Source organism: Actinoplanes sp. NPDC051859, assembly GCF_044452725.1.
In the GTDB taxonomy this organism is placed as follows: Bacteria; Actinomycetota; Actinomycetes; order Mycobacteriales; family Micromonosporaceae; genus Actinoplanes.
Window position 1 is genome coordinate 1 of the sequence record NZ_JBITBX010000002.1, and the last position, 25,672, is coordinate 25,672.

16 protein-coding genes and 1 rRNA gene are annotated in these 25,672 nt (G+C 70.1%); 14 read left to right on the forward strand and 3 right to left on the reverse strand.

Going from position 1 to position 25,672, the window contains the following annotated elements; genetic code table 11:
* Positions 1-94, forward strand: a 5S ribosomal RNA gene (rrf, locus tag ACIA1L_RS03890); the annotation flags it as partial.
* 123 nt (positions 95-217) lie between these two features.
* Here the strand turns inward: rrf and ACIA1L_RS03895 are convergent.
* On the reverse strand, positions 218-886 hold the full coding sequence (locus ACIA1L_RS03895) for a hypothetical protein (protein ID WP_396071007.1): 669 nt from the start codon (positions 884-886) through the stop codon (positions 218-220).
* A gap of 79 nt (positions 887-965) precedes the next feature.
* Here ACIA1L_RS03895 and ACIA1L_RS03900 point away from each other — a divergent pair, with 79 nt between their 5' ends.
* The 3 genes from ACIA1L_RS03900 to ACIA1L_RS03910 are packed head-to-tail and all read left to right on the forward strand — an operon-like array spanning position 966 to position 5,354.
* A complete protein-coding gene (locus ACIA1L_RS03900; RefSeq protein ID WP_396071008.1) occupies positions 966-3,605 on the forward strand; it encodes a valine--tRNA ligase in 2,640 nt (879 codons plus the stop codon).
* Positions 3,606-3,627: 22 nt separating this feature from the next.
* Entirely contained in the window at positions 3,628-4,953 is a 1,326-nt protein-coding gene (locus ACIA1L_RS03905; RefSeq protein WP_396071009.1) for a bifunctional folylpolyglutamate synthase/dihydrofolate synthase, read from the forward strand.
* A 26-nt stretch (positions 4,954-4,979) separates the two neighbouring features.
* Positions 4,980-5,354 carry a DUF4233 domain-containing protein gene (locus ACIA1L_RS03910; RefSeq protein ID WP_396071753.1) on the forward strand — a complete coding sequence of 125 codons (375 nt, stop codon included), beginning with the start codon at positions 4,980-4,982 and terminating at the stop codon, positions 5,352-5,354.
* Between the two features lie 327 nt (positions 5,355-5,681).
* Here ACIA1L_RS03910 and ACIA1L_RS03915 read toward each other — a convergent pair whose 3' ends face one another.
* A complete protein-coding gene (locus ACIA1L_RS03915) occupies positions 5,682-8,198 on the reverse strand; it encodes a VOC family protein (protein WP_396071010.1) in 2,517 nt (838 codons plus the stop codon).
* A 226-nt stretch (positions 8,199-8,424) separates the two neighbouring features.
* Here ACIA1L_RS03915 and ndk point away from each other — a divergent pair, with 226 nt between their 5' ends.
* From ndk to ACIA1L_RS03930, 3 genes are all read left to right on the forward strand, one after another.
* Complete coding sequence (gene ndk, locus ACIA1L_RS03920; protein WP_396071011.1) at positions 8,425-8,844, forward strand: nucleoside-diphosphate kinase; 420 nt, start codon at positions 8,425-8,427, stop codon at positions 8,842-8,844.
* Positions 8,845-9,152: 308 nt separating this feature from the next.
* Positions 9,153-12,266: an isoleucine--tRNA ligase gene (ileS, locus tag ACIA1L_RS03925; RefSeq protein WP_396071012.1), complete on the forward strand. Its 3,114-nt coding sequence runs from the start codon at positions 9,153-9,155 to the stop codon at positions 12,264-12,266.
* Between the two features lie 145 nt (positions 12,267-12,411).
* Positions 12,412-13,089, forward strand: a complete 678-nt coding sequence (locus ACIA1L_RS03930) for a lysophospholipid acyltransferase family protein (RefSeq protein ID WP_396071754.1) — start codon at positions 12,412-12,414, stop codon at positions 13,087-13,089.
* Here ACIA1L_RS03930 and ACIA1L_RS03935 read toward each other — a convergent pair.
* Positions 13,086-13,616 (reverse strand): hypothetical protein, encoded by a 531-nt coding sequence (locus tag ACIA1L_RS03935; protein WP_396071013.1) that lies wholly within the window; start codon positions 13,614-13,616, stop codon positions 13,086-13,088. The two genes, ACIA1L_RS03930 and ACIA1L_RS03935, sit on opposite strands and share 4 nt — an antisense overlap.
* A 1,670-nt stretch (positions 13,617-15,286) precedes the next feature.
* On the opposite strand from ACIA1L_RS03935, the gene ACIA1L_RS03940 reads away from it, so the two are divergent.
* The 7 genes from ACIA1L_RS03940 to ACIA1L_RS03970 all read left to right on the forward strand — a co-directional run bounded on the left by ACIA1L_RS03940 (position 15,287) and on the right by ACIA1L_RS03970 (position 25,607).
* Positions 15,287-16,078, forward strand: a complete 792-nt coding sequence (locus tag ACIA1L_RS03940; RefSeq protein WP_396071014.1) for an alpha/beta fold hydrolase — start codon at positions 15,287-15,289, stop codon at positions 16,076-16,078.
* 5 nt (positions 16,079-16,083) lie between these two features.
* Positions 16,084-18,585 carry a SpoIIE family protein phosphatase gene (locus ACIA1L_RS03945; RefSeq protein WP_396071015.1) on the forward strand — a complete coding sequence of 834 codons (2,502 nt, stop codon included), beginning with the start codon at positions 16,084-16,086 and terminating at the stop codon, positions 18,583-18,585.
* Positions 18,585-18,929: an STAS domain-containing protein gene (locus ACIA1L_RS03950; protein WP_396071016.1), complete on the forward strand. Its 345-nt coding sequence runs from the start codon at positions 18,585-18,587 to the stop codon at positions 18,927-18,929. Before ACIA1L_RS03945 ends, ACIA1L_RS03950 begins: the two co-directional genes overlap by 1 nt.
* Before the next feature lie 20 nt (positions 18,930-18,949).
* Positions 18,950-20,938, forward strand: a complete 1,989-nt coding sequence (locus ACIA1L_RS03955) for a TIGR03960 family B12-binding radical SAM protein (protein WP_396071017.1) — start codon at positions 18,950-18,952, stop codon at positions 20,936-20,938.
* A gap of 51 nt (positions 20,939-20,989) precedes the next feature.
* On the forward strand, positions 20,990-21,724 hold the full coding sequence (locus tag ACIA1L_RS03960; RefSeq protein ID WP_396071018.1) for a TIGR03936 family radical SAM-associated protein: 735 nt from the start codon (positions 20,990-20,992) through the stop codon (positions 21,722-21,724).
* 135 nt (positions 21,725-21,859) lie between these two features.
* Positions 21,860-24,985, forward strand: coding sequence for an Rne/Rng family ribonuclease (locus ACIA1L_RS03965; RefSeq protein WP_396071019.1), 3,126 nt, complete (start codon positions 21,860-21,862; stop codon positions 24,983-24,985).
* Between the two features lie 100 nt (positions 24,986-25,085).
* Complete coding sequence (locus tag ACIA1L_RS03970; protein ID WP_396071020.1) at positions 25,086-25,607, forward strand: hypothetical protein; 522 nt, start codon at positions 25,086-25,088, stop codon at positions 25,605-25,607.
* The last annotated feature ends 65 nt before the right edge of the window (positions 25,608-25,672 follow it).

Consider the following 25,672-nt stretch of genomic DNA (forward strand, 5'->3'; position numbering starts at 1 on the left):
AACGCCCGGTCTCATTCCGAACCCGGAAGCTAAGCCCTCCAGCGCCGATGGTACTGCACTCGGGAGGGTGTGGGAGAGTAGGACGCCGCCGGACTTTACTTGAGAAACGCCCGTCCCGACCCTTACAGGGTTCGGGGCGGGCGTTTCTGCATATCCAGGAATAAGAACAGGTGGCCGGCCTGGGCGGGCCGGCCATTGTCGTGTATACAGCGGAAGATCAGTTCCGCGTTTGGGTAGCGTCGCGGATTTGCCGCAGCAGCGCCGACGCGTCGTCCTCCGAGCGGGACGGGAACATTGCCAGCGCCAGGCTTCCGTGATCGGCCCAGCCGCAGACTGCCATGTCCGTACCGTCGGATTTGGTGGTGCCGCATTTCATAGTGCCGCCCAGGGGGCCAGGGGCGACGGCGTGCAGTTCGGTTACCGACCCCTGCGCGTCCGAGATCAGCTGGAACGCGGTATCCAGATCGCTCTCTGGAGTCCAGATCAACGTGGTGCCGCCAAAGAACAGCACGTCCTTGCCACTTCCGTCGGAGTAGACCGCCCCCACGGCTTTGTCCAGGTCCACATCTGCGGACAGGGCGGTTTGCAGGTATTCCGCCGTCGACCGGCCGTTCTCGCTGGTGTTCAGCTGGAAAGAGCCGATCGTGGCGGGTACCTGAAGGGTGGCGTCTTTCTGGGTGGCGATGCGCCAACCGGCGTACGCCATGATCGCGGCACCGCAGAGACTCACCGCCAAGAGTGAGTTGAGCACGATGGTCTTGGTCCGCGTGCGGGGTGCCTTGTCCTCGGCCTCTTCCGTCGCCGGCTCCGTCAGGGGAAACGGCTCGACAGCGATCTCCGCCGGCTCGGCCTGGGCAGCAGGCGTTTCGCCTGGTCGGTCGGACATTGTGCGAGCCTAACAACAGTTATCCACAGGCAGGCCATGCGGCCGCAGCCGACACCCGCGACGTCCGTAGACTTGTCGAGTGACCGAAGCGACCGACACCCGCACCCCCGACAGCCGGCCCACCGGTGGCCTTTCCGCCCAGTATCAGCCGGGCGAGGTAGAGCAGCGGCGGTATGAGCACTGGGTATCGGCTGGCTACTTCACGGCGGACCCGGCCAGCGACAAGCCACCCTTCTCGATCGTCATCCCGCCGCCGAACGTGACCGGCTCGCTGCACATCGGCCACGCCCTCGACCACACCATTCAGGACACGCTCAGCCGGCTCAAGCGGATGCAGGGCTTCGAGGTCCTATGGCTGCCCGGCATGGACCACGCTGGCATCGCGACGCAGAACGTCGTGGAGCGGCAGCTTGCCGCGCAGAAGCTGTCCCGGCACGATCTCGGGCGAGAGAAGTTCGTTGAGAAGGTCTGGGATTGGAAGGCCGAGTCCGGTGGCGCCATCCTCGGGCAGATGCGGCGCCTCGGCGACTCCGTCGACTGGAGCCGCGAGCGGTTCACCATGGACGAGGGCCTGTCGCGCGCCGTGCAGACCATCTTCAAGCGGCTGTACGACGACGAGCTGATCTATCGTGCCAACCGGATCATCAACTGGTGTCCGCGCTGCCTCACCGCGCTCAGCGACATCGAGGTGGAGCACTCTGACGACGATGGCGAGCTGGTCTCGATCCGCTACGGCGAGGGAGACAACTCGATCGTCGTCGCCACGACACGAGCCGAAACCATGCTCGGCGACACGGCGGTGGCCGTGCACCCCGACGACGAGCGCTACCAGCACCTGATCGGCACCGAGGTCGAGCTTCCGCTCACCGGCCGGCGCATCCCGATCGTGGCCGACGAGCACGTCGACCCCAGCTTCGGGACGGGTGCGGTGAAGGTGACGCCGGCCCACGACCCGAACGACTTCGAGATCGGCCAGCGGCACAACCTGCCGAGCATGACGATCATGGACGAGCGGGCCATCGTCACCGTGCCCGGTCCGTTCCAGGGACTCGACCGTTACGAGGCCCGGCCGGCGGTGGTGGCGGCCCTGCGGGAACAGGGGCGGATCGTCGCCGAGAAGCGGCCGTACGTGCACTCGGTGGGGCACTGCTCCCGGTGCAAGACGACGGTCGAGCCGCGTCTGTCGTTGCAGTGGTTCGTCAACACCGGGCCGCTGGCCAAGGCCGCGGGCGACGCCGTGCGGGACGGCCGGGTGTCCATCGAGCCTGCAGACCTGTCGAAGCGGTACTTCGCCTGGGTCGACAACATGCACGACTGGTGCATCTCGCGCCAGCTGTGGTGGGGACACCGCATCCCCGTCTGGTATGGCCCGAACGACGAAATTGTCTGCGTCGGCCCTGACGAGGAACCGCCGAGCGGCGAAGGGTGGCGCCAGGACGAGGACGTGCTCGACACGTGGTTCTCGTCCGCGCTGTGGCCGTTCTCCACGATGGGCTGGCCCGAGCAGACCGAGACGCTGGCGAAGTTCTACCCGACCAGCGTGCTCGTGACCGGCTACGACATCCTCTTCTTCTGGGTCGCTCGGATGATGATGTTCGGCCTGTACGCGATGGACGGCGTGCAGCCGTTCCAGGTCGTGAACCTGCACGGCATGGTCCGCGATGGGCACGGCAAGAAGATGTCGAAGTCCTTCGGCAACGTGGTCGACCCGCTCGACTGGATCGACCGATATGGCGCGGACGCCACCCGCTTCACGCTGGCCCGCGGTGCCAACCCCGGCTCCGACGTGCCGATCAGCGAGGAATGGTGTCAGGGCTCCCGCAACTTCTGCAACAAGCTGTGGAACGCTACGCGCTTCGCCCTGATGAACGGCGCCACGGTCGAGGGCGAGTTGCCGGCTCCGAGTGAGCTGTCCGCCGTCGACAAATGGATCCTGTCCCGGCTGCAGCACGTCATCGGCGAGGTGGACGAGCTCTTCGCCACGTACGAGTACGCGAAGGTCTGCGACACGCTGTATCACTTCGCGTGGGACGACGTGTGTGACTGGTACGTCGAGCTCAGCAAGCCGATTCTCGCCGGCGAAGGGGCTGAGGCGGCGCGGAGCCGGCGGGTGCTGGGGCACGTGCTCGACCAGCTGCTGCGACTGCTGCACCCGGTGATCCCGTTCGTGACCGAAGAGCTGTGGACGGTGCTGACCGGCGCCGAGACTGTCACCGGGGCGGCCTGGCCGGTGGTTGACCAGGCGCTCATCGACGACGCGGCCGAGGCCGAGCTGACGGCGCTGCAAAAGGTCGTTACCGAGGTCCGACGGTTCCGCTCCGACCAGGGGCTGCGTCCCGGACAGCGGGTCAGTGCCGCGCTCACCGGCCTCGGCACCGTCGGTATCGACGCCCACGAGCCGCTGATCAGGTCGCTCGCCCGGTTGGACGCTCCCGGCGACGGCTTCGCCGCCTCGGCGACCCTCGCGATCACCGGTGGCGTCACGGTCGACCTCGACACCCGCGGCACCATCGATGTCGCCGCCGAGCGGGCCCGGCTCGAGAAGGACCGAGCGGTGGCTGAGAAGGAAGCGGCGCAGTGCCGGGCCAAGCTGGGCAACGAAGCGTTCGTCGGCAAGGCACCCGAGCAGGTGGTGGCGAAGATCAAGGATCGCCTTGCCACCGCCGAAGCTGACCTCGCTCGGATCGCCGCCGCTTTGACCGCGTTGCCCGCGGCCTGAGCGGCGGTTGGGGAGGCTGGAGATGAGCAGCTACGACGAGGTGGTGACCGCGCTCGACGGCCGCGGGTTCACCCGGATCAACTTCGACATGCAGAAGGTCCGTGACCTGATGGACGTGTTGGGTAGCCCGCAACGGGCGTACCCGGCGATCCATCTGACCGGTACCAACGGCAAGACGTCCACGGCACGGATGATCGACAGCTTGCTCCGGGCGCACGGTTTGCACACGGGGCGCTACACCAGCCCGCACCTGGAGACGGTCCGGGAGCGGATCAGCCTCGACGGGGAGCCGGTGTCCGAGGAACGGCTCGTGGCTACGTACGACGAGGTGGCGCCGCTCGCCGACCTCATCGACAAGCAGGCGCAGGAACCGCTGACCTACTTCGACATGACCACGGCGATGGCGTACGCCGCGTTTGCGGACGCACCCGTCGACATCGCCGTCGTCGAGGTGGGGCTGGGTGGCGAGGAAGACGCCACCAACGTCATCGAAGCGGGGGTGTGCGTCATCACCCCGATCGGGCTCGACCACACCGAATGGCTCGGCGACACGATCGAAGACATCGCCTGGGCGAAGGCCGGCATCATCCACCGCGGCGCCACCGTGATCAGCGCGGTGCAGACCGAAGAGGCGATGCGGCCGCTGCTCGAACGCTGCGCTGACCTGGGCGCCACCCTGGCCCGGGAAGGCAGCGAGTTCGGTGTGGTCCGCCGCGACCAAGCAGTCGGTGGACAGCTGGTGACCTTGCAGGGGCTCGGCGGCGTGTACGACGAGGTGTTCCTCCCGCTCTTCGGCGCCCACCAGGCCCAGAACGCCGCGTTGGCGCTGGCCGCCGTCGAGGCCTTCCTGGGTGCCGGCGCCGACAAGCAGCTCGAGGTGGAGCTCGTCCGGGAAGGGTTCGCGAGCGTCGACTCGCCCGGACGGCTGGAACGCGTGCGCAGCGCACCCACCATCCTGCTCGACGGCGCGCACAACCCGCACGGCATGGCCGCCACGGTCACGGCGCTGGAGGAGGAGTTTGCGTTCCGCCACCTGGTCGTGGTGGTGGCTGTCCTCGGTGACAAGGACGCGTCTGGCCTGCTCGAGCTCCTCGAACCGGTCGCCGCCCGCATCGTGGTCACCCAGAACAGCTCCCCGCGTTCCATGCCAGTCGCCGAACTCGCTGAAGCCGCCGCGAACATTTTCGGCGAGGACCGGGTGACCGTCGCGCACACCATGCCCGACGCGATCGAAGAAGCGGTGGTGCTCGCGGAGGAGGACACCGACGGCGAACTGAGTGGCGTGGCCGTCCTGATCACCGGCTCCGTCGTGACGGTGGCCGACGCCCGGAAGCTGCTGAAGAAGTGACGCCGCCCGCCTCTGCGCCAGATCCGCTGTCGCCGCCGGACGCTGATGGGAATGCCGGCCAGCGCTCGGGGCTGCGCAACCCTGGAGCAGCGGTGCGAGGTCTGGGAGCGGGGACGCTCACGCTGGAAGCGATCGTGCTCCTGCTAGCCATTCAGCCGATCCGGATCATGGGTGGAAACCTGACCGGGTGGGGGATCGGTGCGGTGGTCGGCCTCGCCGTTGCCGCCGCCGTGATCGCTGGCAGCATGCGGCGATCGTGGGCCTGGCCGGCGGGCACGGCGCTGCAAGCGTTGCTGCTGGCCGCGGGGCTGCTGCACTGGTCACTCGCCGCGCTCGGACTCATCTTCGGAGCCGCATGGTGGTACGCATCCCACGTCCGCCGCGCAATCCTGGGCTCGTAACCTCGGACGGCTGCGGCTGAAGCAGGCCCGCGCACGTTACGGCTCGCGGTGGCCGAGGCCGCCTACGCGGTGTGGCAGTGGCCGGCTGGGCGTTGAGGGCCGGCGGCAGTGCGTGCGCGGCTGGCGTTGCCCGGTGCCTGGCTGGCTGGCGGCAGTGTGGTGGTCGGCTGGGCGGTGCGGCAGTGCGGCTGCCGGTGCCGGTGCCGGTGCCCGGCTGGCTGGCGGCAGTGCGGTGCGCGGCAGGTGGTGGTCGGCTGAGCGGTGCGGCAGTGCGGTGCGCGGCTTGCGGCTGGCGATAGTCGTGGTGGATGGCACTCGGTGGTTGGCTCAGCGGATGGACTTCCATTGGGTGATGGCGATGTTGTGTTCGTCGGGGTCGTGGAATGAGGCCGCCCACAGCTCCAACTTGTCGCCTCGGTTGACGGGTCGAGGGCCGTGGGTGAAGGTGACACCTTTGCGTTGGAGCTCCTCGTAGACCGCCTCTACGTCGCCTACTTCCAGGTTGAGGTGGATGAGACGACCGGCAACCGCAGACAGGTCAGGGACCGTGCGGAGGACGAGGCGGGTGTCGCCTGAGGCTAGAACGGCGCTGCCGGCACCGGCGTCGATCTCCAGGAAGCCGAGCATTTCCCGGTAGAAGGCGATCGAACGGGCCAGGTCGGTGACGAGTACGGTGATACCGACGCCGTGGATTGCCCCGGCAGGACCGGGACGCGCGCCCGGGTAGGCGGTAATCACCTCGTCGGTGCGGTCGTCCGGAGCGAAACCTTCATCGAGGCCCGGCTGGCGAACTGTTCGGCTGCCTGAACCCGGCTCGCTGGATCCACGACCGGGGACGCTCCGGAAATCTTGGTGCGGAACAGGCCGCTGCGATGGGGGTTCTTCGCCGGCACGTGGAGCGGAGACCGGCTCGGCGTGGCCCTCCTGGCCGGGCTGCGGATAGACGTCCGGCTGGCCGGAAGGCTGCTGACCAGACTCCGGGCGGTCTGGGCGCGACTGCTGTGGCCGCTGGCCCGGGTGGTCGGGGCGCGCCGGCTGTGGACGCTGTCCTGGGATCGGGGCTGTGCCGGGCGGCGGTGCTGACGAGGTAGCGGACGGGGTAGGGCCGGGCGGCTCTTCTCTGGTGCGGGAGCGAAAGGCGCTGCTGAGGGCGGCTACACCGGCGGCGACGGCGGCGGCCAGGCCGGTGGCCTGCGTCGAGCCAGCCGGCGCTGGACCGGTCGGAGAAGCGTCGGGGGCAGGCTGAGCGGCGGCCTGTGCAGCATGGCCTGGCTGAGCGGCGGCTGAACTCGTCGGACCACGTTCAGCGGCGGCCGGCGTAGCTGGGCCATGCTGAGCGGCGCCTGAGCTCGCCGGACCACCTTCAGCCGAGCCTGAGCTAGCCGGGCCACCTTCAGCGGCGCCTGAGCTAGCCGGGCCACCTTCAGCGGTGGCGGGGGTCGACGGGCCAGGGTCAGCAGCGGTTGCGCTGGTCGAGTCAACCTTCGGGGAAGCTGCGGCGGGCCTGATCCGGGCTGACTGTGTTTCGGAGCTGTCGTGGGTGGCGTTCCCGGATGGCGTTTGCGGCTCGGTCGGAGCGGTGCGCTGCTGCCAGGGCGGTGGTTCGAGAGTGCCCAGCAGGTCGTCGTCTGTGGGTGCGGGGGTGGTGGCATCCAACGAGAGGTCGATGTCGTCGTCGGTGGATTTTCGGGCGGCCGGGGGCCGGGCGGATGCGGCCTCGTGACTGAACTCCTGAGAAGGCGAGGGCAGGGCCGACTCAGGGGACGCTGATGACCCGGTCGGGGGAGGAGTCGTGGGGCCGGGGAAGGCCGGGTGGGGCGCAGGAGCCTCGCGGTCGGAGCGGGCGGGCTTCGGGGGTGCCGAGGAGTGCTCGGTAGCCGGGATCGACTCGTCGGGAGAGGCCGATCGGGGTCGTGGGCGCGGCCGGGGGCGGGAGTCCGCAGGTCGGGTGGGGGCGGCCGTGGTCGTGGCGCTTCGGGCGGTCGCGGTCGCTTCGCGGCTGCCGGGGGATTGCGGGGCGGAGTATGCAGCGGCCGGTGCCTCGTCGCGGGTCGCGGGGCTTTCGGTGGGAGCCATGGGTGCCGTTGCCGGGTCGACAGTGGTGCGGGAAGGCGGCGGGGCGGTCGCCGTGGCGGCTCGGCGGGGGAGGGGCTGGGGGTAGTCGCCGTCGACGAGCTGACCTTCGAGGATGACGGCGCCGGGGGTGTCATTGGCCGGGGTGCCGGGTAGGGGTGGTGGGGGGAGGTCGTCCTGTTCAGTGGTGCCCGGGGCAGGCGGGGGTGGGGGCTCGTCGGGGCCGCGGCCCCACTGGCGGTCGCGGGTGGTCCAGGGCGGCGGCTCCGGCTCGCCGCCCAGCAGGTCGTCGTCGGGCAGATCTTCGTCGTAGAAGGCGGGGGGTGGGGCCGACTGGTGGTGGTCGGCTTCGTCCCAGTCGATCTTTACTCGGCGCATGTCGTCGACGTCGACCGTGACGGGGAGCATGTCGCCCGGGTGGGGCCATTTGGCGACCGGGACGCGAGGGTCGCGGACGGTGACTTCGGCGGCGGGGAGGCCGGGGGCGAGGATCAGGATCAAGATCTCGGCGCGGCCGTACACGGCGGTGGCTGGGGGTTCGGAAACGGCCTTGACCTGGGCGGTGCCGGAGATCCAGGCACGGGCCCCGCGGCGCACCACGTTGAGCATGCCGATGCCGATGGCGAGGGCCAACATGGCTACGCCCAGCGCCACGATGGCCCAGCTCGACATGCCGAGCCCGAAGACCATGACGAAGACGGCGATGGTGCCGACCATCGCGGCCACGAGCTTGCGGGCCGGTGCGATCGGCCGGCCGTTGTGGTTCGCCACTGTGGACCTCCCGGGGACTATTAGTCAGGTTACGGAGCGCGGCGTACCCGTGGAAGGGCGGTTGTCGCTCGTGGCCGACGCGGTACCGATAGGCTGATATCCCGGTTCGGCGGCGCCCGGCGTGTCGCGTTGCCCGCCGGGAGCAGGCACCTCTACGCCGGCTTACCCACCGACTCGCCGGGTGTCGACCCGGTCGGGTGCAGACCACGATCAGGAGGCCGTTTTCGTGTCCACCAGCCCTGCCGAGCGCACGCTCGTGCTCGTCAAGCCCGATGCGCTGCGGCGCGGTCTGCTCGGGGAGATCCTCGGCCGCTTCGAGCGTAAGGGCCTCGTCGTCGAGGCACTCGAGTTGCGCACCATGGACGCGAAGCTGGCCGACGAGCACTACGCCGAGCACGTGGACAAGGCCTTCTACCCGCCGCTGAAAGACTTCATGACCGGCGGTCCGCTGGTCGCCGCGGTGCTCTCCGGCGACGAGGTGATCTCGGTCGTCCGGACCCTGGTGGGTGCCACCGACGGGCGCAAGGCCGCTGCCGGCACGATCCGCGGCGACCTCTCCCTGTCCAACCGGGAGAACCTGGTCCACGCTTCCGACTCGCCGGACAGCGCCAAGCGCGAACTGGCGATCTGGTTCCCGAACCTCTGACGTTTCCCCACGGCCGTCGCCCGGACCGGGCGACGGCCGTCAGGCCGCCCGGCGGCCGATAAAGCGGTCGCGCGGCGGGGTATCGTGGGTGGCAAGACGTCGATCCGGCCATCACCGGGGAGTCTCCGGAAGAACGGCCCCGGGTGATCCGGGTCTCAGTAGAACCGGGCGGCGCCGGCCCGTAGACATGCCGGGGAACGAGCGGGTAGTCGCCCAGGAAACGAGCGACCGCCAAGCGAGGTGGTACCGCGGGCTCAGCCGAGTTCGTCCTCGCAGTCCACGTGACCTGCGAGGAAGGCGTACCACCGATGGCTTATCCCCAGCACACCGACGCCGCCGGCGTTCCCGCGAGCCCTGACCTGCCCGCGGTGGAGCGGGCTGTGCTCGAGCACTGGACGGCCGACAAGACCTTCGAGGCCTCCGTCGAGCAGCGCCCGGCCGGGCAGAACGGCAGCAACGAGTACGTCTTCTACGACGGCCCGCCGTTCGCCAACGGGCTGCCGCATTATGGACACCTGTTCACCGGCTACGTCAAGGACGTGGTGCCGCGCTATCAGACGATGCGCGGCAAGCGGGTCGAGCGGCGGTTCGGGTGGGACACCCACGGGCTGCCCGCCGAGGTGGAGGCCGAGAAGCAGCTCGGCATCACCACCAAGGCGCAGATCCTCGAGCTGGGCCTCGACAAGTTCAACGAGGCTTGTCGGACGTCCGTGCTGGCGTACACGAAGGATTGGGAGCGTTACGTCACGCGGCAGGCCCGGTGGGTCGACTTCGGCAACGACTACAAGACCCTCGACCCCAGTTACATGGAGTCGGTCATGTGGGCGTTCAAGACCCTGCACGACAAGGGCCTGGTGTACGAGGGCTTCCGGGTGCTCGCGTACTGCTTCCGCTGTGAGACGCCGCTGTCGAACACCGAGACGCGGATGGACGACGTCTACCGCGACCGGACCGATCCGGCGCTGACCGTCACTTTCCGGTTGGAGACCGGCGAGGACATCGCGGTGTGGACGACCACGCCGTGGACGCTGCCGTCGAACCTCGCGCTCGCGGTCGGCCCGGACATCGACTATGCCGTGCTGGAGAAGGACGGCCACAAGCTGATCTTCGGCGCCGGCCGGGTGGCTGCCTACGCCAAGGAGCTGGACGGGTACGAGCAGGTCGGCACGGTGCGCGGCAGTGAGCTGGCCGGGCGTCGCTACACCCCGATGTTCGACTTCCTGGTGGAGCAGGCCGGGGAGAACGCCTTCCAGGTGCTCGCGGCCGACTACGTCAGCGACGAGGACGGCACGGGCGTCGTGCATCAGGCGCCCGCGTTCGGTGAGGACGACCAGAACGTCTGCAACGCGGCCGGCATCCCGACGATCGTGACAGTGGACGAGCACACCCGGTTCACCGCGCTGGTCGGGCCGTGGGAGGGCGTGCAGGTCTTCGAGGCGAACAAGCCGATCATCGCCGACCTCAAGGGCCGCGGGCTGGTGCTGCGGCACGAGGGCTACACGCACTCGTACCCGCACTGCTGGCGCTGTGCGACCCCGCTGGTCTACAAGGCGGTGTCGTCGTGGTTGGTGGCGGTGACGCAGTTCCGGGACCGGATGGTCGAGCTGAACCAGGAGATCACCTGGACGCCCGGGCACATCAAGGACGGCTCGTTCGGCAAGTGGCTGGCGAACGCCCGGGACTGGTCGATCTCCCGGAACCGGTTCTGGGGCTCGCCGATCCCGGTGTGGAAGTCGGACGACCCGAACTACCCGCGCGTCGACGTGTACGGCTCCTTCGAAGAGATGGAGCGCGACTTCGGGGTCAAGGTCACCGACCTGCACCGCCCGTACGTGGATGAGCTGACCCGCCCGAACCCGGACGACCCGACCGGGCAGTCGACCATGCGTCGGGTGCCGGAGGTCCTCGACTGCTGGTTCGAGTCGGGGTCGATGCCGTTTGCGCAGGTGCACTACCCGTTCGAGAATAAGGACTGGTTCGAGCACCACTACCCGGGCGACTTCATCGTCGAATACATCGGGCAGACCCGCGGCTGGTTCTACACCATGCACGTGCTTGCCACGGCGTTGTTCGACCGGCCGGCGTTCCGCAACTGCCTCAGCCACGGCATCCTGCTGGGCGAGGACGGGCGCAAGATGTCCAAGAGCCTGCGCAACTACCCCGACGTTTACGGGGTGTTCGACCAGTACGGCTCGGACGCGATGCGGTGGATGCTCATGTCGTCGCCGGTGCTGCGCGGTGGGGACATGCCGGTGACCGAGACCGCGATCCGCGACTCGGTCCGGCAGGTGCTGCTCCCGCTGTGGAACGTCTGGTACTTCTTCAGCCTGTACGCGAACGCGTCCGGTCACACCGCGACCGGTCGGACCGACTCGACGCACCTGCTTGACCGCTACGTCCTGGCGAAGACCAACGAGCTGGTGACCGAGGTCGGCACCCGGATGGACGAGTACGACATCTCGGGTGCGGCGGGCGCGGTGCGGTCCTACCTCGACGCGCTCACCAACTGGTACGTGCGCCGCTCCCGGGACCGCTTCTGGGCCGGTGACGCCGACGCGTTCGACACGCTGGCCACCGTGCTCGAGGTGCTGTGCCAGGTCGTCGCGCCGCTCGCCCCGCTGACCGCCGAGGAGATCTGGCGGGGGCTCACCGGGGGCCGGTCGGTGCACCTGACCGACTGGCCGTCGGCGGACGCGTACCCGGCTGATCATGACCTGGTGGCGTCGATGGACGCGATCCGCGAGGTCGCATCGGCGGCGCTGTCGTTGCGTAAGGCTCGGGCTCTGCGGGTGCGCCTGCCGCTGGCCAAGCTGACTGTGGCGACGCCCGACGCCGAGCGACTCCGCGCGTTCCAGGACCTGATCGCCGACGAGGTCAACGTCAAGGAGGTGGAGCTCAGCACCGATCTGACCGCGTACTGTCGCCAGGTTTTGACCGTGGTCCCGCGGGCCCTGGGGCCGCGCCTGGGCAAGCAGGTGCAGCAGGTGATCAAGGCCGTCAAGGCCGGCGACTGGGAGCTGGTCGACGGCCTGCCGGTCACGGCCGGAGTGACCCTCCAGGAAGGCGAGTACGAGCTGAAGCTCGTCGCTGCCGACGTGGAGCACTCCGCGCCGCTGCCCGGCGACCGCGGTGTGGTCGTTCTCGACACCGAGGTCACCGCGGAACTCGCGGCCGAAGGCCTGGCCCGCGACGTGATCCGCGTCGTGCAGCAGGCCCGGCGGGACGCGGACCTGGACGTCTCCGACCGCATCACGCTCACGGTCGCCGCGAGCGAGGCGGTCGCGGCCGCAGTGGAGGCGCACCGCGACTTTGTCGCTGCGGAGACGCTGACCACGGCGTTGACCTTCGGCGCGCTGACCGAGGGCTTCGCCGGCGAGGTGGGCGACGGCGAGACCGTCACGGTGTCGGTGGTACGCGCCTAGGAAGCCGAGTGCAGCTCGGCATTTGCCGTCTTACGCGGTAAATGCCGAGCCTGCTTCCCAGATCGATGGGGGTTTCCCCGGCGGCGTCGGATATCGTCCTACCGCCCCCCACTTTCACATCTGCATGTCCCGCCGGAGGAACACGTTGCCGCTGCTCTACTCGATCGGCAAAATCACTGTCGGCAAGGCGATGATCATCGGCTGGCGCCCCCGCGTCGAAGGCCTCGAGAACATCCCCGCCACCGGCGGCGCCATCTTCGCCGGAAACCACCTGTCGGTCGCCGACGAGCTGTTTCTCGGCTCCGTCGTGCCGCGACACATCGCTTTCTGGGCCAAGGCGGAGTATTTCCGCGGCGGCGGCGTGAGCGGCACCCTCACCAAGTTCATGATGAAGGGTCTCGGCGCGATCAAGGTCGAGCGCGGCGGCGGCCGCGCCGCCCTCACCGCCTTCGACGGCGCCATCCCGGTGCTCAAGTCGGGCGACCTGGTCGCTGTCTACCCCGAGGGCACGCGCTCACCGGACGGCAGGCTCTACCGCGGGCGTACGGGCGCGGCCCGGCTTGCCGTCGCGGCCGGTGTGCCGATCATCCCGGTCGGCATGATCGGCACGGAGAAGGTGCAGCCGATCGGCCGGCCCTATCCGAAGTGGGGCCAGGGCAAGGGCGAGGTCACGGTCAAATTCGGCAAGCCGATCGAGACGATCGGCCGAGACGACGACCGCACCGCGCTGCGGACGCTCACCGACGAAGTCATGGCCGAAATCCAGAAGCTGACCGGTCAGGAGTACGTGCCCCGCTACGCCCCGCCGCGCGCCGAGAGCTAGCCGCGGGCCAGCACCGAGTCTCGGAACACCGCGGTGAGGTCGGCGCTCTCGCTCAGGGAGCGCCGGGTCAGCAGCACCGTAGCCATGCTGCCGAAGTCTGCCCACGCACAGACCACTATCGCCGCGCCCTGGTGGCGACCAGCGGCGCACCGCTCGTGCACGCCCGTCTCGCCCAGGTCGAAGGACTGGACTTCCTTGAGCTTGTAGGCGTCGGTCAGGTGCGCCAACTCGGCCTCGACGTCGCTCTCCGGGGTCAGGCGCAGTCCGGTGGTGCCGAAGATGGTGACCCGTTTTCCGGCACCGTCGGCGTACTGGCCGGCGAAGGTGTCGCCGGACGTGAGCGGGCCGGCTGCGCCGACCTGCTCAGCGAGCCGGTCGGTGGCCCGTCGGCCAGCCGCGTCGTCGCGCAACTCGAGGTCGGCGATCTGCTGCGGGAGGACCGCTGAGACCGGGTACTGCCGGGCCGCGGGCCAGAGAAAATAGCCGGGTACGCCGCAGCAGCACAGCGCGCTCAGCAGAGCGGTCATGACCAGTTTGCGGCCCCACCGGCGCTTGCGGCGCGGCGGGGGGAGTGGGCGTTGCGGCGGGCGTACGGGCGATGGCGCCAGCGGGCCTTTGGCGGCCGGCCGCTGTTCCTTTTGTCGTTTCTTCGCCTTCTTTCCGGGCGGTGGAGGAGGCAGCGGGCGCGCCCGGTCCAGATAGGCCTGCGGCGCGGCAGGGGCGGGCCGAGACTGTGCAGCAGAGGTGGGCCTTGGCTGAGCAGAGGTGGGCCTTGGCTGTGTGGCAGGCGCGGGCCACTGCTGTCCGGCAGGGGTGGGCCGCGGCTGTCCGGCAGGGGGATGCGGCTGTCCGGCAGGAGAGTGTGGCTGTCCGGTGGGCTTGGACCAGATTGGCGCCGCGGGTGCGGGTGGCGTGGGGGCCGTTGGCCGGGCCGTTGCCGGGTTGGGGTAGCCGGGCGTGCCGGCGTGCTGGAGGTCGGTGGGTGCGCTCGGTTTGACGCGGCGGCGGCCGCCCCACCAATGGCGGCGCGGCTCGATCGATGGGGCTGCGGTTGCAGCGGCGGACGGATCCGTCCTGGTCGGTGCCGGTGCTGTGCCCGCCTGGGCGAACGGCGCTGCAGGTGCGTCCACGCGGGCGGGTGGCAGTAGCGCGTCCATGCGGGTGGGCGGCAGGGGTGCGTCCGCGCGGGTGGGTGGCAGGGGTGCGTCCGCGCGGGTGGGTGGCAGTAGCGCGTCCATGCGGGTGGGCGGCAGGGGTGCCTCTACCCGGGTGGGGGGCATTGCTTCCGGGAAGGGTTCCAGGAGATCCAGGGGAGTGTCCTGGTCGGCCCAGGGGTCGACCGGTGGGCTGGTCGACCAGTCATCCGTTGCCCACGGGTCCACCGGTGCGGGCGGAGGGTCGGCAGGTGTGGGGTGGCGGCGCTCCCACCAGGACTTCTTGGGCGTCGGTGGCGGAACGGCCGCGGAACCGCTCCACCGCTGCGGCACGGGTGCGGTGCCGGGGGCGTCGCCCGCCAGGGGCTCACCGCTCGCCGGACTCGCTGGCTTGTGCGTGGCCGATGCGGGATCAGGCCTGAACTCGGCCGCGGCAGCTAGCGGAACGGGCGGAATCTTTGCGACAGCCGCGCCGGGTTCCGGAGTGGCAGGCAGAGCCGGGGTCTGGGGCTCCGGGGCGGCTGCGGCCGCGGTTGGGGGTTCCGGGGCGGCGGGTGCGGCGGCCGCGGTTGGGGGTTCCGGGGCGGCAGGTGCGGCGGCCGCGGTCGGAGGTTCCGGGGCGGCAGCGGCGTTGGTCGGAGGCTCCGGGGCGGAAGGCGGTGCCGTCGACGAGGGCTCTGGGGCGGCAGGGGCGGTGGCCGCGGCCGGGGGATCCGGGGGTGGCGGGGCCGTGGTGGTGGGTGGCGGGGTGGTCGAGTCGGTGGGGGATGAAGCCGGGGTGCTGTGGGGCGGGACCGGGTCGCCGGCGGATTCGGGCGCGGCCGGGTGGTCCGGCTGCTGGTCGGTCATCCGTCGATCTCCTCCCGGGGTTGCTGTTCGAGGCCCAGGTTAGAACCGGTTTGCCAGTCCGCCCATCCGCTCGATCACCGCCCGGCGGCGGACCGTGCATCGGACGATCGGGCGGTCTGCGCCGGAAAGACGGACAGAGGGGGCGATGTGCGGGACGGTCCGGAGTCGTATGGTGACCCGGTGGTGAGACGGAGATGAGTACGACTCAGAGACACGCCATCCACGAGACCGGGGTCGCCGGTGGGCAGCCGATGCTGTTCGCGCACGGCTTCGGTTGCGACCAGAACATGTGGCGGTTCGTTGCGCCCGAGTTCGCCGGCACCCATCGGGTGGTGCTGTTCGATCATGTCGGTGCGGGGCGGTCCGACCTCAAGGCGTATGACGACGGGCGCTATTCGAGCCTCGACGGGTATGCCTCTGACGTGCTGGAGATCGTGCACGACCTCGACCTGTGGGACGTGATCTTCGTGGGGCACTCGGTCAGCGCGATGATCGGAGTGCTCGCCGCGATCCGGGAGCCGGAACGGTTCGCCAAGCTGGTGTTGATCGGGCCTTCGCCGCGCTACATCGATGACGAGGGTTACACCGGTGGGTTCGGCCCCGCCGACATCGAGGCCATGCTGGAGTCGCTGGACAGCAATTATCTGGGCTGGTCGAGTGCGATGGCTCCGGTCATCATGGGCAACCCGGACCGTCCGGAGCTGGGGACGGAACTGACGAACAGCTTCTGCGCCACCGATCCGGAGATCGCCAAGAAGTTCGCGCGCGTCACGTTTCTCTCGGACAACCGGGACGACCTGCCGAAACTGCGTACCCCTGCGTTGATCTTGCAGTGCGCCGACGATGTCATCGCCTCGGCGGCGGTCGGTGACTACGTGCATGAGCACCTCGAGGGGAGCACACTGGTGTCCATGAACGCGACCGGCCACTGCCCGAATCTGAGCGCGCCCGCCGAGACCGTCGCGGCGATCAAGGCTTATCTCTGACGGCGATGACGGACAACGGCGGTGGTGGGCCGGACGTGACGCAGGATGTGCGGGTGCCCTGGGATGAGGATCCCGGGGACCTCTACGAGCATGCGCCGTGCGGCTATCTGACGATGTTGCCGGACGGCACGATCGTGAAGGTCAACGAGACGTTCCTGAACTGGACCGGGTTCGACCGCGCCGAGCTGATCGGCCACCGGCGGTTCCGGGATCTGCTCAGTCCCGGCGACAAGATCTACTACGAGACGCACTACGCCCCGCTGCTGAGCATGCAGGACGACGTGCACGAGATGGCCTTCGAGCTGGTCCGTGCCGATGGGCGCCGGCTGCCCATCCTGGTCAACTCGATCCTCGGGCGGGACCCGTCGGGCTTGCCCCGGGTCGTGCGGACCACCGTGTTCAATGCCACCGAGCGCCGCGGCTACGAGAAGGAACTGCTCGCCGCGCGGCGAGCGGCCGAGGCCTCCGAGCAGCGGGTCGGTGCCCTGCAACAGGTGGTCGCGGACCTGGCCGCGGCACCCACCGCCGTCGAGGTCGGCGAGGCGGTGGCACGGGCGCCCGGCTTCGCTTTCGGTGCCACCGACGCCCGGGTGTGGTTGCTCGACCCGGACCGGGAACAGCTGCGCGCCCTCGCCGGCACCGGCCGGGGTGCCCTCGTCGCCGAAGACATCCCGCTCGGCTCGCCGCTGCCGGTCGCCGAGGTGGCACGGCGCGGTGACCTGCACGTGATCGGTTCCGTGGTGCAGGCCGAACGGCACTTCCCGGAGCTGGCCGGCGTGATGCGCGAAGCGGGCCACGGCACGGTCGTCCTGCTGCCGCTCACCGCAGGCTTCGCGGGCGAGTCCATCGGGGCCGACGTGCTCGGGGTGCTCTGCTTTGCCTTCGTCGAAGAACGGGAACTCACCGACAGTGAGCTCCGGGTGGTACGCCTGCTCGGACACCAGGCCGGTCAGGCACTGGACCGGGCCCGCCTCTACGACGACGCCCGGCGCCGCGAGGAACGGGCCACCTTCCTCGCCGAAACCACCCGGGCGCTCGACGAGGTGCCCCGACTCATGCTCCGGGCACGCCGCCTGGTCGACCGCCTCGTTCCGGAGATCGCCGAGTGGGCGGCCGTACGCCTGCAAGTCGGGCCGGCGGGGCTACAGGCCGAGTCCGGCGGACCTGTGCCCGACCCGGTCCGGCTGGCGCAGCGCGTCGCCGTGGTCAGCGGGCACGGCAAAGCTGATCTGGCCGACACCGACCCGGACACGGATTACGCCGTCCTGCCGTTGACCGCCGGCGGCAAAGTCCTGGGCACGCTGGCGCTGCGGATGGCGCCCGGCCGCCGGGCTGCTGCCGCTGAGGCCGGCTTCCTGACCGACCTGGCCGACCGGGCCGGGTTGGCGTTGGAAAACGCCCGGCTCTACGAGCAGGAACGGGCCGTTGCCCGGACATTGCAGCGCAGCTTGCTCGCCAGCGACCTGCCCAACGATCCGCGCTTCGCGGTGGAGACGCACTATCAGGCCGCCGCCCACGATCTCGAGGTCGGCGGGGACTGGTTCGACGCGTTCCTGATCACGAGCGACAAGCTGGCCGTCGTCGTCGGCGACGTGGTCGGCCGGGGCATCGACGCCGCGACCACCATGGGTCAGCTGCGCAGCGCCATTCGGGCACTCGCCTCGGCTGAGGCTGGCCCGGCTCGGCTGCTCGAACGGCTGGACCGGTTCGTGGACCGGGTCGAGTCGGCGCGGATGGCGACCGTCGTCTACTGCGAGGTCGACCTGAGCACCAGCGAGCTGACGTACGCCTGCGCCGGGCACCTGCCGCCGTTGCTCGCCGAGCCGGGTGCCGCGCCGACCTATCTGCTCGAGGGCCGCTCCGGGGCGTTGGGCAGCCGGGCCGGGCGGCGGATCCGCGACGAGCACCGGGTGCGGCTGGCGGCGGGCAGCCGGCTGCTGCTCTACACCGACGGGCTGATCGAGCGCCGGCACCGGCGCATCGACGCCGGCTTCGAAATGCTGGCCCGGGCGTACGCGGGCCGCCGCGACTCGCCGCTGCCGGGGCTGACCGCCGGCCTGGCGGAAAGCCTGGTCGGTCGGGAGCACCACGACGACGTGTGCCTGCTCTGCCTGGCTCTCGGCACCGAGGAACGCCTGGAACGCACGATCGGGGCGGATCCGGTGCAGATCGCGCTGCTGCGCAAGGACATGCGTGGCTGGCTGGCGTCGCACGAGGTCGACGAGGAAAGCACCCAGGCTGTGTTGTTGGCCTGCTCGGAAGCGGTCGCGAACGCCATCGAGCACGGCTACCGCGACGATCCGTTCGGGGTGGTCGACATCAGCGCGGAGGTGTCGGCCGGCACTGTCGAGGTGCGGGTCGCCGACCGCGGTCGGTGGGTGGTCACCGGCGACGAGATGTTCCGGGGCCGGGGGCTCCAGCTGATCCACCGGGTGATGGATGACGTGACGTTCGACCGTACGGAAGGAACCACGGTGACCATGCGGCGGGCCCGGCGGGTGGCATGATGACCGACAAATGGGTGACCTTCTCGAAGTTCGGCGACGCCGAGCTGGTCCGGCTCGCCGGTGAGATCGACCTGGCCAATGCGCCCGAGCTCACCCGCGAAATCGTGCGGCACACCGGTCGGGCCGGAGCCGTGCTGATCGATCTCACCGCCGTTTCGTTCCTGGACAGCGCCGGGGTGCGGCTGTTGGACACCATCGTCGGCGACATGGATTCCGCGGGTACGCCGATCCGGTTGGTGGTGGGGGAGACCGGGGCGGCCCGGATGACTCTGCAACTCTGCGCATTCCGGGATGATTTGGTGAGCACCGACCTGAGCCGGGCCGCGGAGGAATTGCGCGGCTAGTCCGCGTACCCTGGAGCCCCATGAGCGTCTCTTCAGTCTTTCCGCAGCTCGAGCAGTTGCTGCCGCGGGTCAGCAAGCCGATCCAGTACGTGGGTGGGGAGCTCGGCGCCGTCGTCAAGGACTGGGACGCGACCACCGTTCGGTGGGCTTTGATGTATCCGGACGCGTACGAGGTGGGGCTGCCCAACCAGGGCGTGCAGATCCTCTACGAGGTGCTGAACGAGCAGCCGGACGTGCTGGCCGAGCGGACGTACTCGGTGTGGCCGGACCTCGAGGCGCTGATGAAGGAGGCCGGCGTCCCGCAGTTCACGGTTGATGCGCACCGGCCGGTCCGGGCCTTCGACGTGCTCGGGCTGTCGTTCGCCACCGAGCTGGGCTACACCAACATGCTCTCCGCGCTCGACCTGGCCGGGATCCCGCTGAACAGCGCCGACCGGACCGTCGAGGACCCGATCGTGCTGGCCGGCGGCCACGCCTCGTTCAACCCTGAGCCGATCGCCGACTTCATCGACGCTGCGGTGCTCGGTGACGGCGAAGAAGCCGTCCTCGAAATCACCGGGATCATCCGGGAGTGGAAGGCTGAGGGCTGCCCAGGCGGGCGGGACGAGATCCTGCTGCGCCTCGCGCGTACCGAAAGCATCTATGTTCCGCGCTTCTACGACGTGGACTACCTGCCCGATGGCCGGATCCAGCGGGTCGTGCCCAACCGGCCCGACGTGCCGTTCCGGGTGGCGAAGCGCACGACGATGGACCTGGACGCCTGGCCGTACCCGAAGAAGCCGCTGGTCCCGCTGGCCGAGACGGTCCACGAGCGCTACGCGGTGGAGATCTTCCGCGGGTGTACGCGCGGCTGCCGGTTCTGCCAGGCGGGCATGATCACCCGGCCGGTGCGGGAGCGGTCGATCACCACGGTCGGCCAGATGGTCAAGGAGGGCCTGGAGTTCTCCGGCTACTCCGAGGTGGGCCTGCTGTCACTCTCCAGCGCCGACCACTCCGAGATCGGTGACATGTGCTCCGGCCTGGCCGAGCAGTACGCCGACACCAACGTGTCGCTGTCGCTGCCCTCGACCCGGGTCGACGCCTTCAACATCGACCTGGCCCAGGAGCTGTCCCGCAACGGGCGCCGGACCGGCCTGACGTTCGCCCCCGAGGGTGGTTCCGAGCGGATCCGCAAGGTCATCAACAAGATGGTGACCAAGGAAGACCTGATCCGGACGGTCGTCACGGCGTACTCGAACGGCTGGCGGCAGGTGAAGCTGTACTTCATGTGCGGCCTGCCCACCGAGACCGACGAGGACGTGCTCGAAATCGCGCAGATGGCGCACGAGGTGATCCGGGCCGGTCGCGAGGCCGCGGGCACCAAGGACATCCGCTGCACGGTGTCGATCGGCGGGTTCGTGCCCAAGCCGCACACCCCGTTCCAGTGGGCGCCGATGGACCGCCCGGAGGTCATCGACCACCGGCTCAAGCTGCTCAAGCAGGAGATCAACAGCGACCGGTCGCTGGGCCGGGCCATCGGCTACCGCTACCACGACGGCGAGCCGTCACTGATCGAAGGCCTGCTCTCGCGCGGCGACCGCCGGGTCGGTGCGGTCATCCGGCGCGCCTGGGACAAGGGCCAGCGGTTCGACGGCTGGTCGGAGCACTTCTCGTACTCCCGCTGGGTCGAGTCCGCGGCCGAGGTCCTGCCCGACTTCGGCGTCGACCTGGACTGGTTCACCACCCGCGAGCGCGAGGAACTCGAGGTCCTGCCCTGGGACCACCTCGACTCCGGTCTCGACAAGGACTGGCTCTGGCAGGACTGGATGGACTCCAAGAGCGAGTACGAGCAGGACGACTGCCGCTGGACGCCGTGCTTCGACTGCGGCGTCTGCCCGTCGATGGACACCGAGATCCAGATCGGGCCCACCGGCAAGAAGCTTCTCCCCCTGACCCCGGTGAACCATCCGACCGCCCCGCCCGCCGCCCAAAGCACGCCTGAAGGCAGCCCTCTGCGGCTCCCCGTCTAGGAGTTCGTCATTCCCCCGAAGAATCAGCCGGTCGGCGGCCAAGCCCCGGTCGTGCAGCGCATCCGCATCCGGTACGCGAAACGTGGACCGCTGCGCTTCACCTCGCACCGCGACTTCGCGCGCGCGTTCGAGCGGGCGTTGCGGCGTGCGGGCGTACCCATCGCCTTCTCGCAAGGCTTCACCCCGCACCCCAAGATCTCGTACGCGAGCGCCGCGCCCACCGGTGTCGGCAGTGAAGCGGAGTACCTGGAGATCGGCCTGCAGGCCGAGGTCGACCCGACCGCTCTGCGGGCCGCGCTGGACGCCGCGCTGTCGCCCGGCCTCGACGTGCTCGACGCCGTCGCTGCTTCCGAGGGCAGCCTGGCCGACCGCATCGACGCGTCCCAGTGGCGGCTCGAACTGCCGGAGATCTCCCCGGAGGTCGCGGCGAAGGCGGTCGACGCCTTCCTCGCTGCGGAGGAGGTGCTGGTCGAGCGCATGACGAAGCAGGGCAAGCGCTCGTTCGACGCGCGAAAAGCGGTTGCATCCTGCGTGCTGGGCGAGGAGTCTGACGCACCTTCTCCGGCGGCGGCGGCGCCGTGTGCGATAATCGACCTTGTCGTGCGGCAGGTTACGCCCGCCGTGCGGCCCGATGACGTCCTGTCCGGCCTGCGCGTGGTGGCCGGCCTGGAGCCGCCGGTGCCCCCACGGGTGACCCGGCTGGCCCAGGGCTCGCTCACCCCGCAGGGGGAGATCGTCGATCCGTTGGACGCGGATCGCGAGGACGCACCCATCGGAGGGCGCTAGCCGTTTCGGCCGGTGCCCGCGTTGGCAGACTTCGCCAAGCCCGGCCGATGAGGGTCGGGTCCGCGAAAAACTTGCGGCGATCCTGCGTGGCAGCGCTCACCCGCGCCCGGGACCGCCAGAACTGGAGAGCGCCCGATGCTCGAAAACGAGCCACAGGGCGGTGAACGGGAAGAGGTGTCCGCACCTCCTTCCGTCGATGCCGCCGACAGCACCACCGCTGCGCCCGCTCGCCGGACGCGGGCCCCGCGCCGCAAGGCGGTCGCGGCGGCTGACACGTCCGTGACCGTCCCGGTCGATGCGCCGGGCGCCGAGCCCGGAGCGGCCGACGAGGCGGCGAACGCCGTCGACGCGGCCGCGGCTGCCGAAGCTCCCGCCCCGGTGAAGGCGACCCGCAGCCGTGCGCGGAAGAAGGCCGCTCCGGCAGCCGCCGCCCCGGAGGCTGATACTCCTGCCGACGCCGATGCGGCCGAGGCTCCCACCCCGGTGAAGGCCACCCGCAGTCGCGCCCGGAAGAAGGCAGTTCCCGCCGCCGCCCCGGAGGAGCTGCCGATCCCGGTCGTGGCGACACCGGCACCGGCACCGGAGCCGGACAGCCTGGTCGCCGAAGCAGTCGAAGAAGAGGAAGACGAGCAGGTCACCGAGCCGGTCGCGGAGCAGACCTCCGCCGCGGTGCCGGTGGTCGGCGTGCTGCCCCTGGACGACGAGCTCGTCGAGGAGGCCCCCACCCGTCGGCGGAGCCGGAAGGCCGCGCTGCCTCCGGCCGTACTCTTCATGCCGCCGGAGCCCGACGCTGAGCCGGCGCCCGCGCTGCGCCGCACCCGGCGCGGCACCACCGCTGCCGCCGTCACTGAGCCGGTGCTGGAGCCGGCTGCTGCGACGCCGGTCGAGGCCGACGCTGTCGCCGAGACAGCGGAGGAAGAACCCGCCGAGGGTGTCCGCAGGAGCCGGCGTCGGCGCCGCGGCGCCGCAGCGGAGGTCGACGAGGCCGTCGCCGAGCAGCCCGCGCTGGAAGAAGCCGACGAGACCGCCGACGACGTCGAGGACGGCGCCGCCGACGAGGACGAAGACGACGAGGAGGCGGGCCGCCGGCGTCGCCGCCGGGGCCGTCGTGGCCGGGGCCGGGGCAAGGGACCGGCCGACGAGGGCGACGAGACCGACGAGAACGGCGCTGCCGAGGCCGAGGCCGAGACGGACAGCGAAGACGAGGAAACCGACGAGGGCGACGGGGTCACCCGCCGCCGGCGCCGGCGCCGCCGCAAGGGTTCCGGCGACACCGAGACCGGCGGGGTCGAGGACGGCGTGCACACCGTCGTGCGGGTGCGCGAGCCGCGCCGCAGCGATGAGGTGCAGGGCGTGTCGGGCTCGACCCGGCTGGAGGCCAAGCGCCAGCGTCGCCGGGACGGCCGCGAGCAGCGCCGCACCCGCCCGCCGATCCTGAGCGAGTCGGAGTTCCTGGCCCGCCGCGAGGCGGTCGACCGGGTCATGGTCGTCCGGCAGAAGCCGGACCGCACCCAGATCGCCGTGCTCGAAGACGGCATCCTGGTCGAGCACTACGTCTCGCGGTCCACCTCCGGCACCATGGTCGGCAACGTCTACCTCGGCAAGGTGCAGAACGTGCTGCCGAGCATGGAAGCCGCGTTCGTCGACGTCGGCCGCGGCCGCAACGCCGTGCTGTACGCCGGCGAGGTCAACTGGGACGCCACCGGGCTGGAAGGCCGGGCCCGCTCCATCGAGCAGGCGCTGCGTTCCGGCGACTCGGTGCTGGTGCAGGTCACCAAGGACCCGATCGGGCACAAGGGCGCCCGGCTCAGCAGCCACATCGCGCTCTCCGGCCGGCACCTGGTCTACGTGCCCAACGGCAACGCCTCCGGCATCAGCCGCAAGCTGCCCGACAACGAGCGCAAGCGCCTGCGTGACGTGCTGAAGAAGCTCGTGCCGGACGGCGCGGGCGTCATCGTGCGGACGGCTGCGGAAGGCGCCTCGGAAGAAGAGCTCGAGCGCGACGTCCGGCGCCTGCAGGCGCAGTGGGAGGACATCCAGGCCAAGGCCGCCGAGGGCAACGCGCCGCGGCCCCTCTCGGAAGAGCCCGACCTGGTCATCCGGGTCGTCCGGGACCTCTTCAACGAAGACTTCCGCGAGCTGATCGTGCAGGGCGAGCGGGCGTACGACGAAATCGAGGACTATCTCGAGTCGGTCTCCCCGGACCTGAAGGAGCGCCTGCACCGGCACACCGGCACGGGGGACGTCTTCGCCGACAAGCGGATCGACGAGCAGATCCTCAAGGGGCTCGACCGCAAGGTGTTCCTGCCCTCCGGCGGACACCTGGTGATCGACCGGACTGAGGCGATGACCGTCGTCGACGTCAACACCGGTAAGTACACCGGTGCGGGCGGCAACCTGGAAGAGACGGTCACCCGCAACAACCTGGAGGCGGCCGAGGAGACCGTACGGCAGCTGCGCCTGCGTGACCTCGGTGGCATCGTGGTCATCGACTTCATCGACATGGTGTTGGAGAGCAACCGTGAGCTGGTGCTGCGCCGGCTCACCGAGTGCCTGGGCCGGGACCGGACCAAGCACCAGGTCACCGAGATCACGTCGCTGGGCCTGGTGCAGATGACCCGTAAGCGGATCGGCGCCGGGCTGCTCGAGGCTTTCAGTGAGAACTGTGAGCACTGCAAGGGCCGTGGCCTGGTCATTCACACCGAGCCCGTGGCGGAGAAGCGTTCGCCCGGCAGCGGTGGCAATGGCGGTAACGGCGGTAGCGGCGCGGCCAACCAGGTCAAGGCCGTCGCCGCGGCGGCCCGGACCGAGGCGCCGTCCTCGCCGGCCCCGCAGGCTTCGTCCGGTTCCTCTTCGCGGTCTCGGCGGCGCCGGGGTGGCGGCAGCGACACGGCCCCGCTCGAGGCGCCGCAGGTCGAGACTCCGCAGACCGACGTGGCCGCTGCGGAGATGCCGCACGTGACCGAGGACCCGGTGGCCGAGACGGCTGGTCTCCCGCCGGCCGGGTCTGGCGTGATCACCCGAACGCCGCAGGTCACCACCAGCGCGGCTGACGACGACTACGACATCAGCGGCTACGACCTCTCCCGCTACGAAACGAACGGCACCTCGTACGCCGAGGAGCCGATGCAGCTGACCGGGGCCGACGACCCGGACGCTGCGGACGACGACGATGACGAGGACGACGAGCCGGTCGGTGCCGGCGCGGGCGGCCGCAGGCGCTCGCGGCGCGGCGGCTCCCGGCGGCGGACCCGCCCGTAACGGCTACAGATCGAAAGGCCCCGGTGCGCCACCGGGGCCTTTCGGCGTGTGTACCCTCAGTTTTCCCGCCCCGCCCTGGCCACAAGGAGCCCGGATCATCATGCGACGCCTGCTGTGCGCCACCGCCCTGAGCGGCGCCGTTCTCCTGCTCGGCGCCTGCTCTGCCGACAAGTCCGACGATCAGCCCGCTGCTGCGCCTGCTTCTCAGGCGGCATCCGCGGCTCCGGGTGGCAGTGCCACTCCCGCCCCGGCGGGCTCTGCGGGAGCAGGCGGTGACGTCGCGCTGAAGGGCAACTCCAAGGCGATCTGCGATCAGGCGGCGCGGACGGGCAGCGAGGCCGCCAAGAAGTTCGCCGAGGACCTGAAACTGCTCATCGACGCCGAGACGTCGCAGGACAAGGCCGCGGTGACCAAGGCGCAGCAGAAGACCAACCGGGACGTGCAGAACTACGCGGCTGCGCTGAACGACATGGCGAAGCTCGCTTCGGAGTCGGACCTCAAGCAGGCCCTGTCGGCGATGGGTAAAGAGGTCTCGGCGTTGGAGGGTGACGTTCGCAAGCTCGACCCGGACAAGTTCGCCGGGCTGCAGGAAACCCTGGCCAAGGCCTGCGGTACCGCCTGAGCGCTCCCCGGTTTGGGCGACGCGCCGCTGATGAAGTACGCTATCTGTCGGCGCTTTTTCAAGCG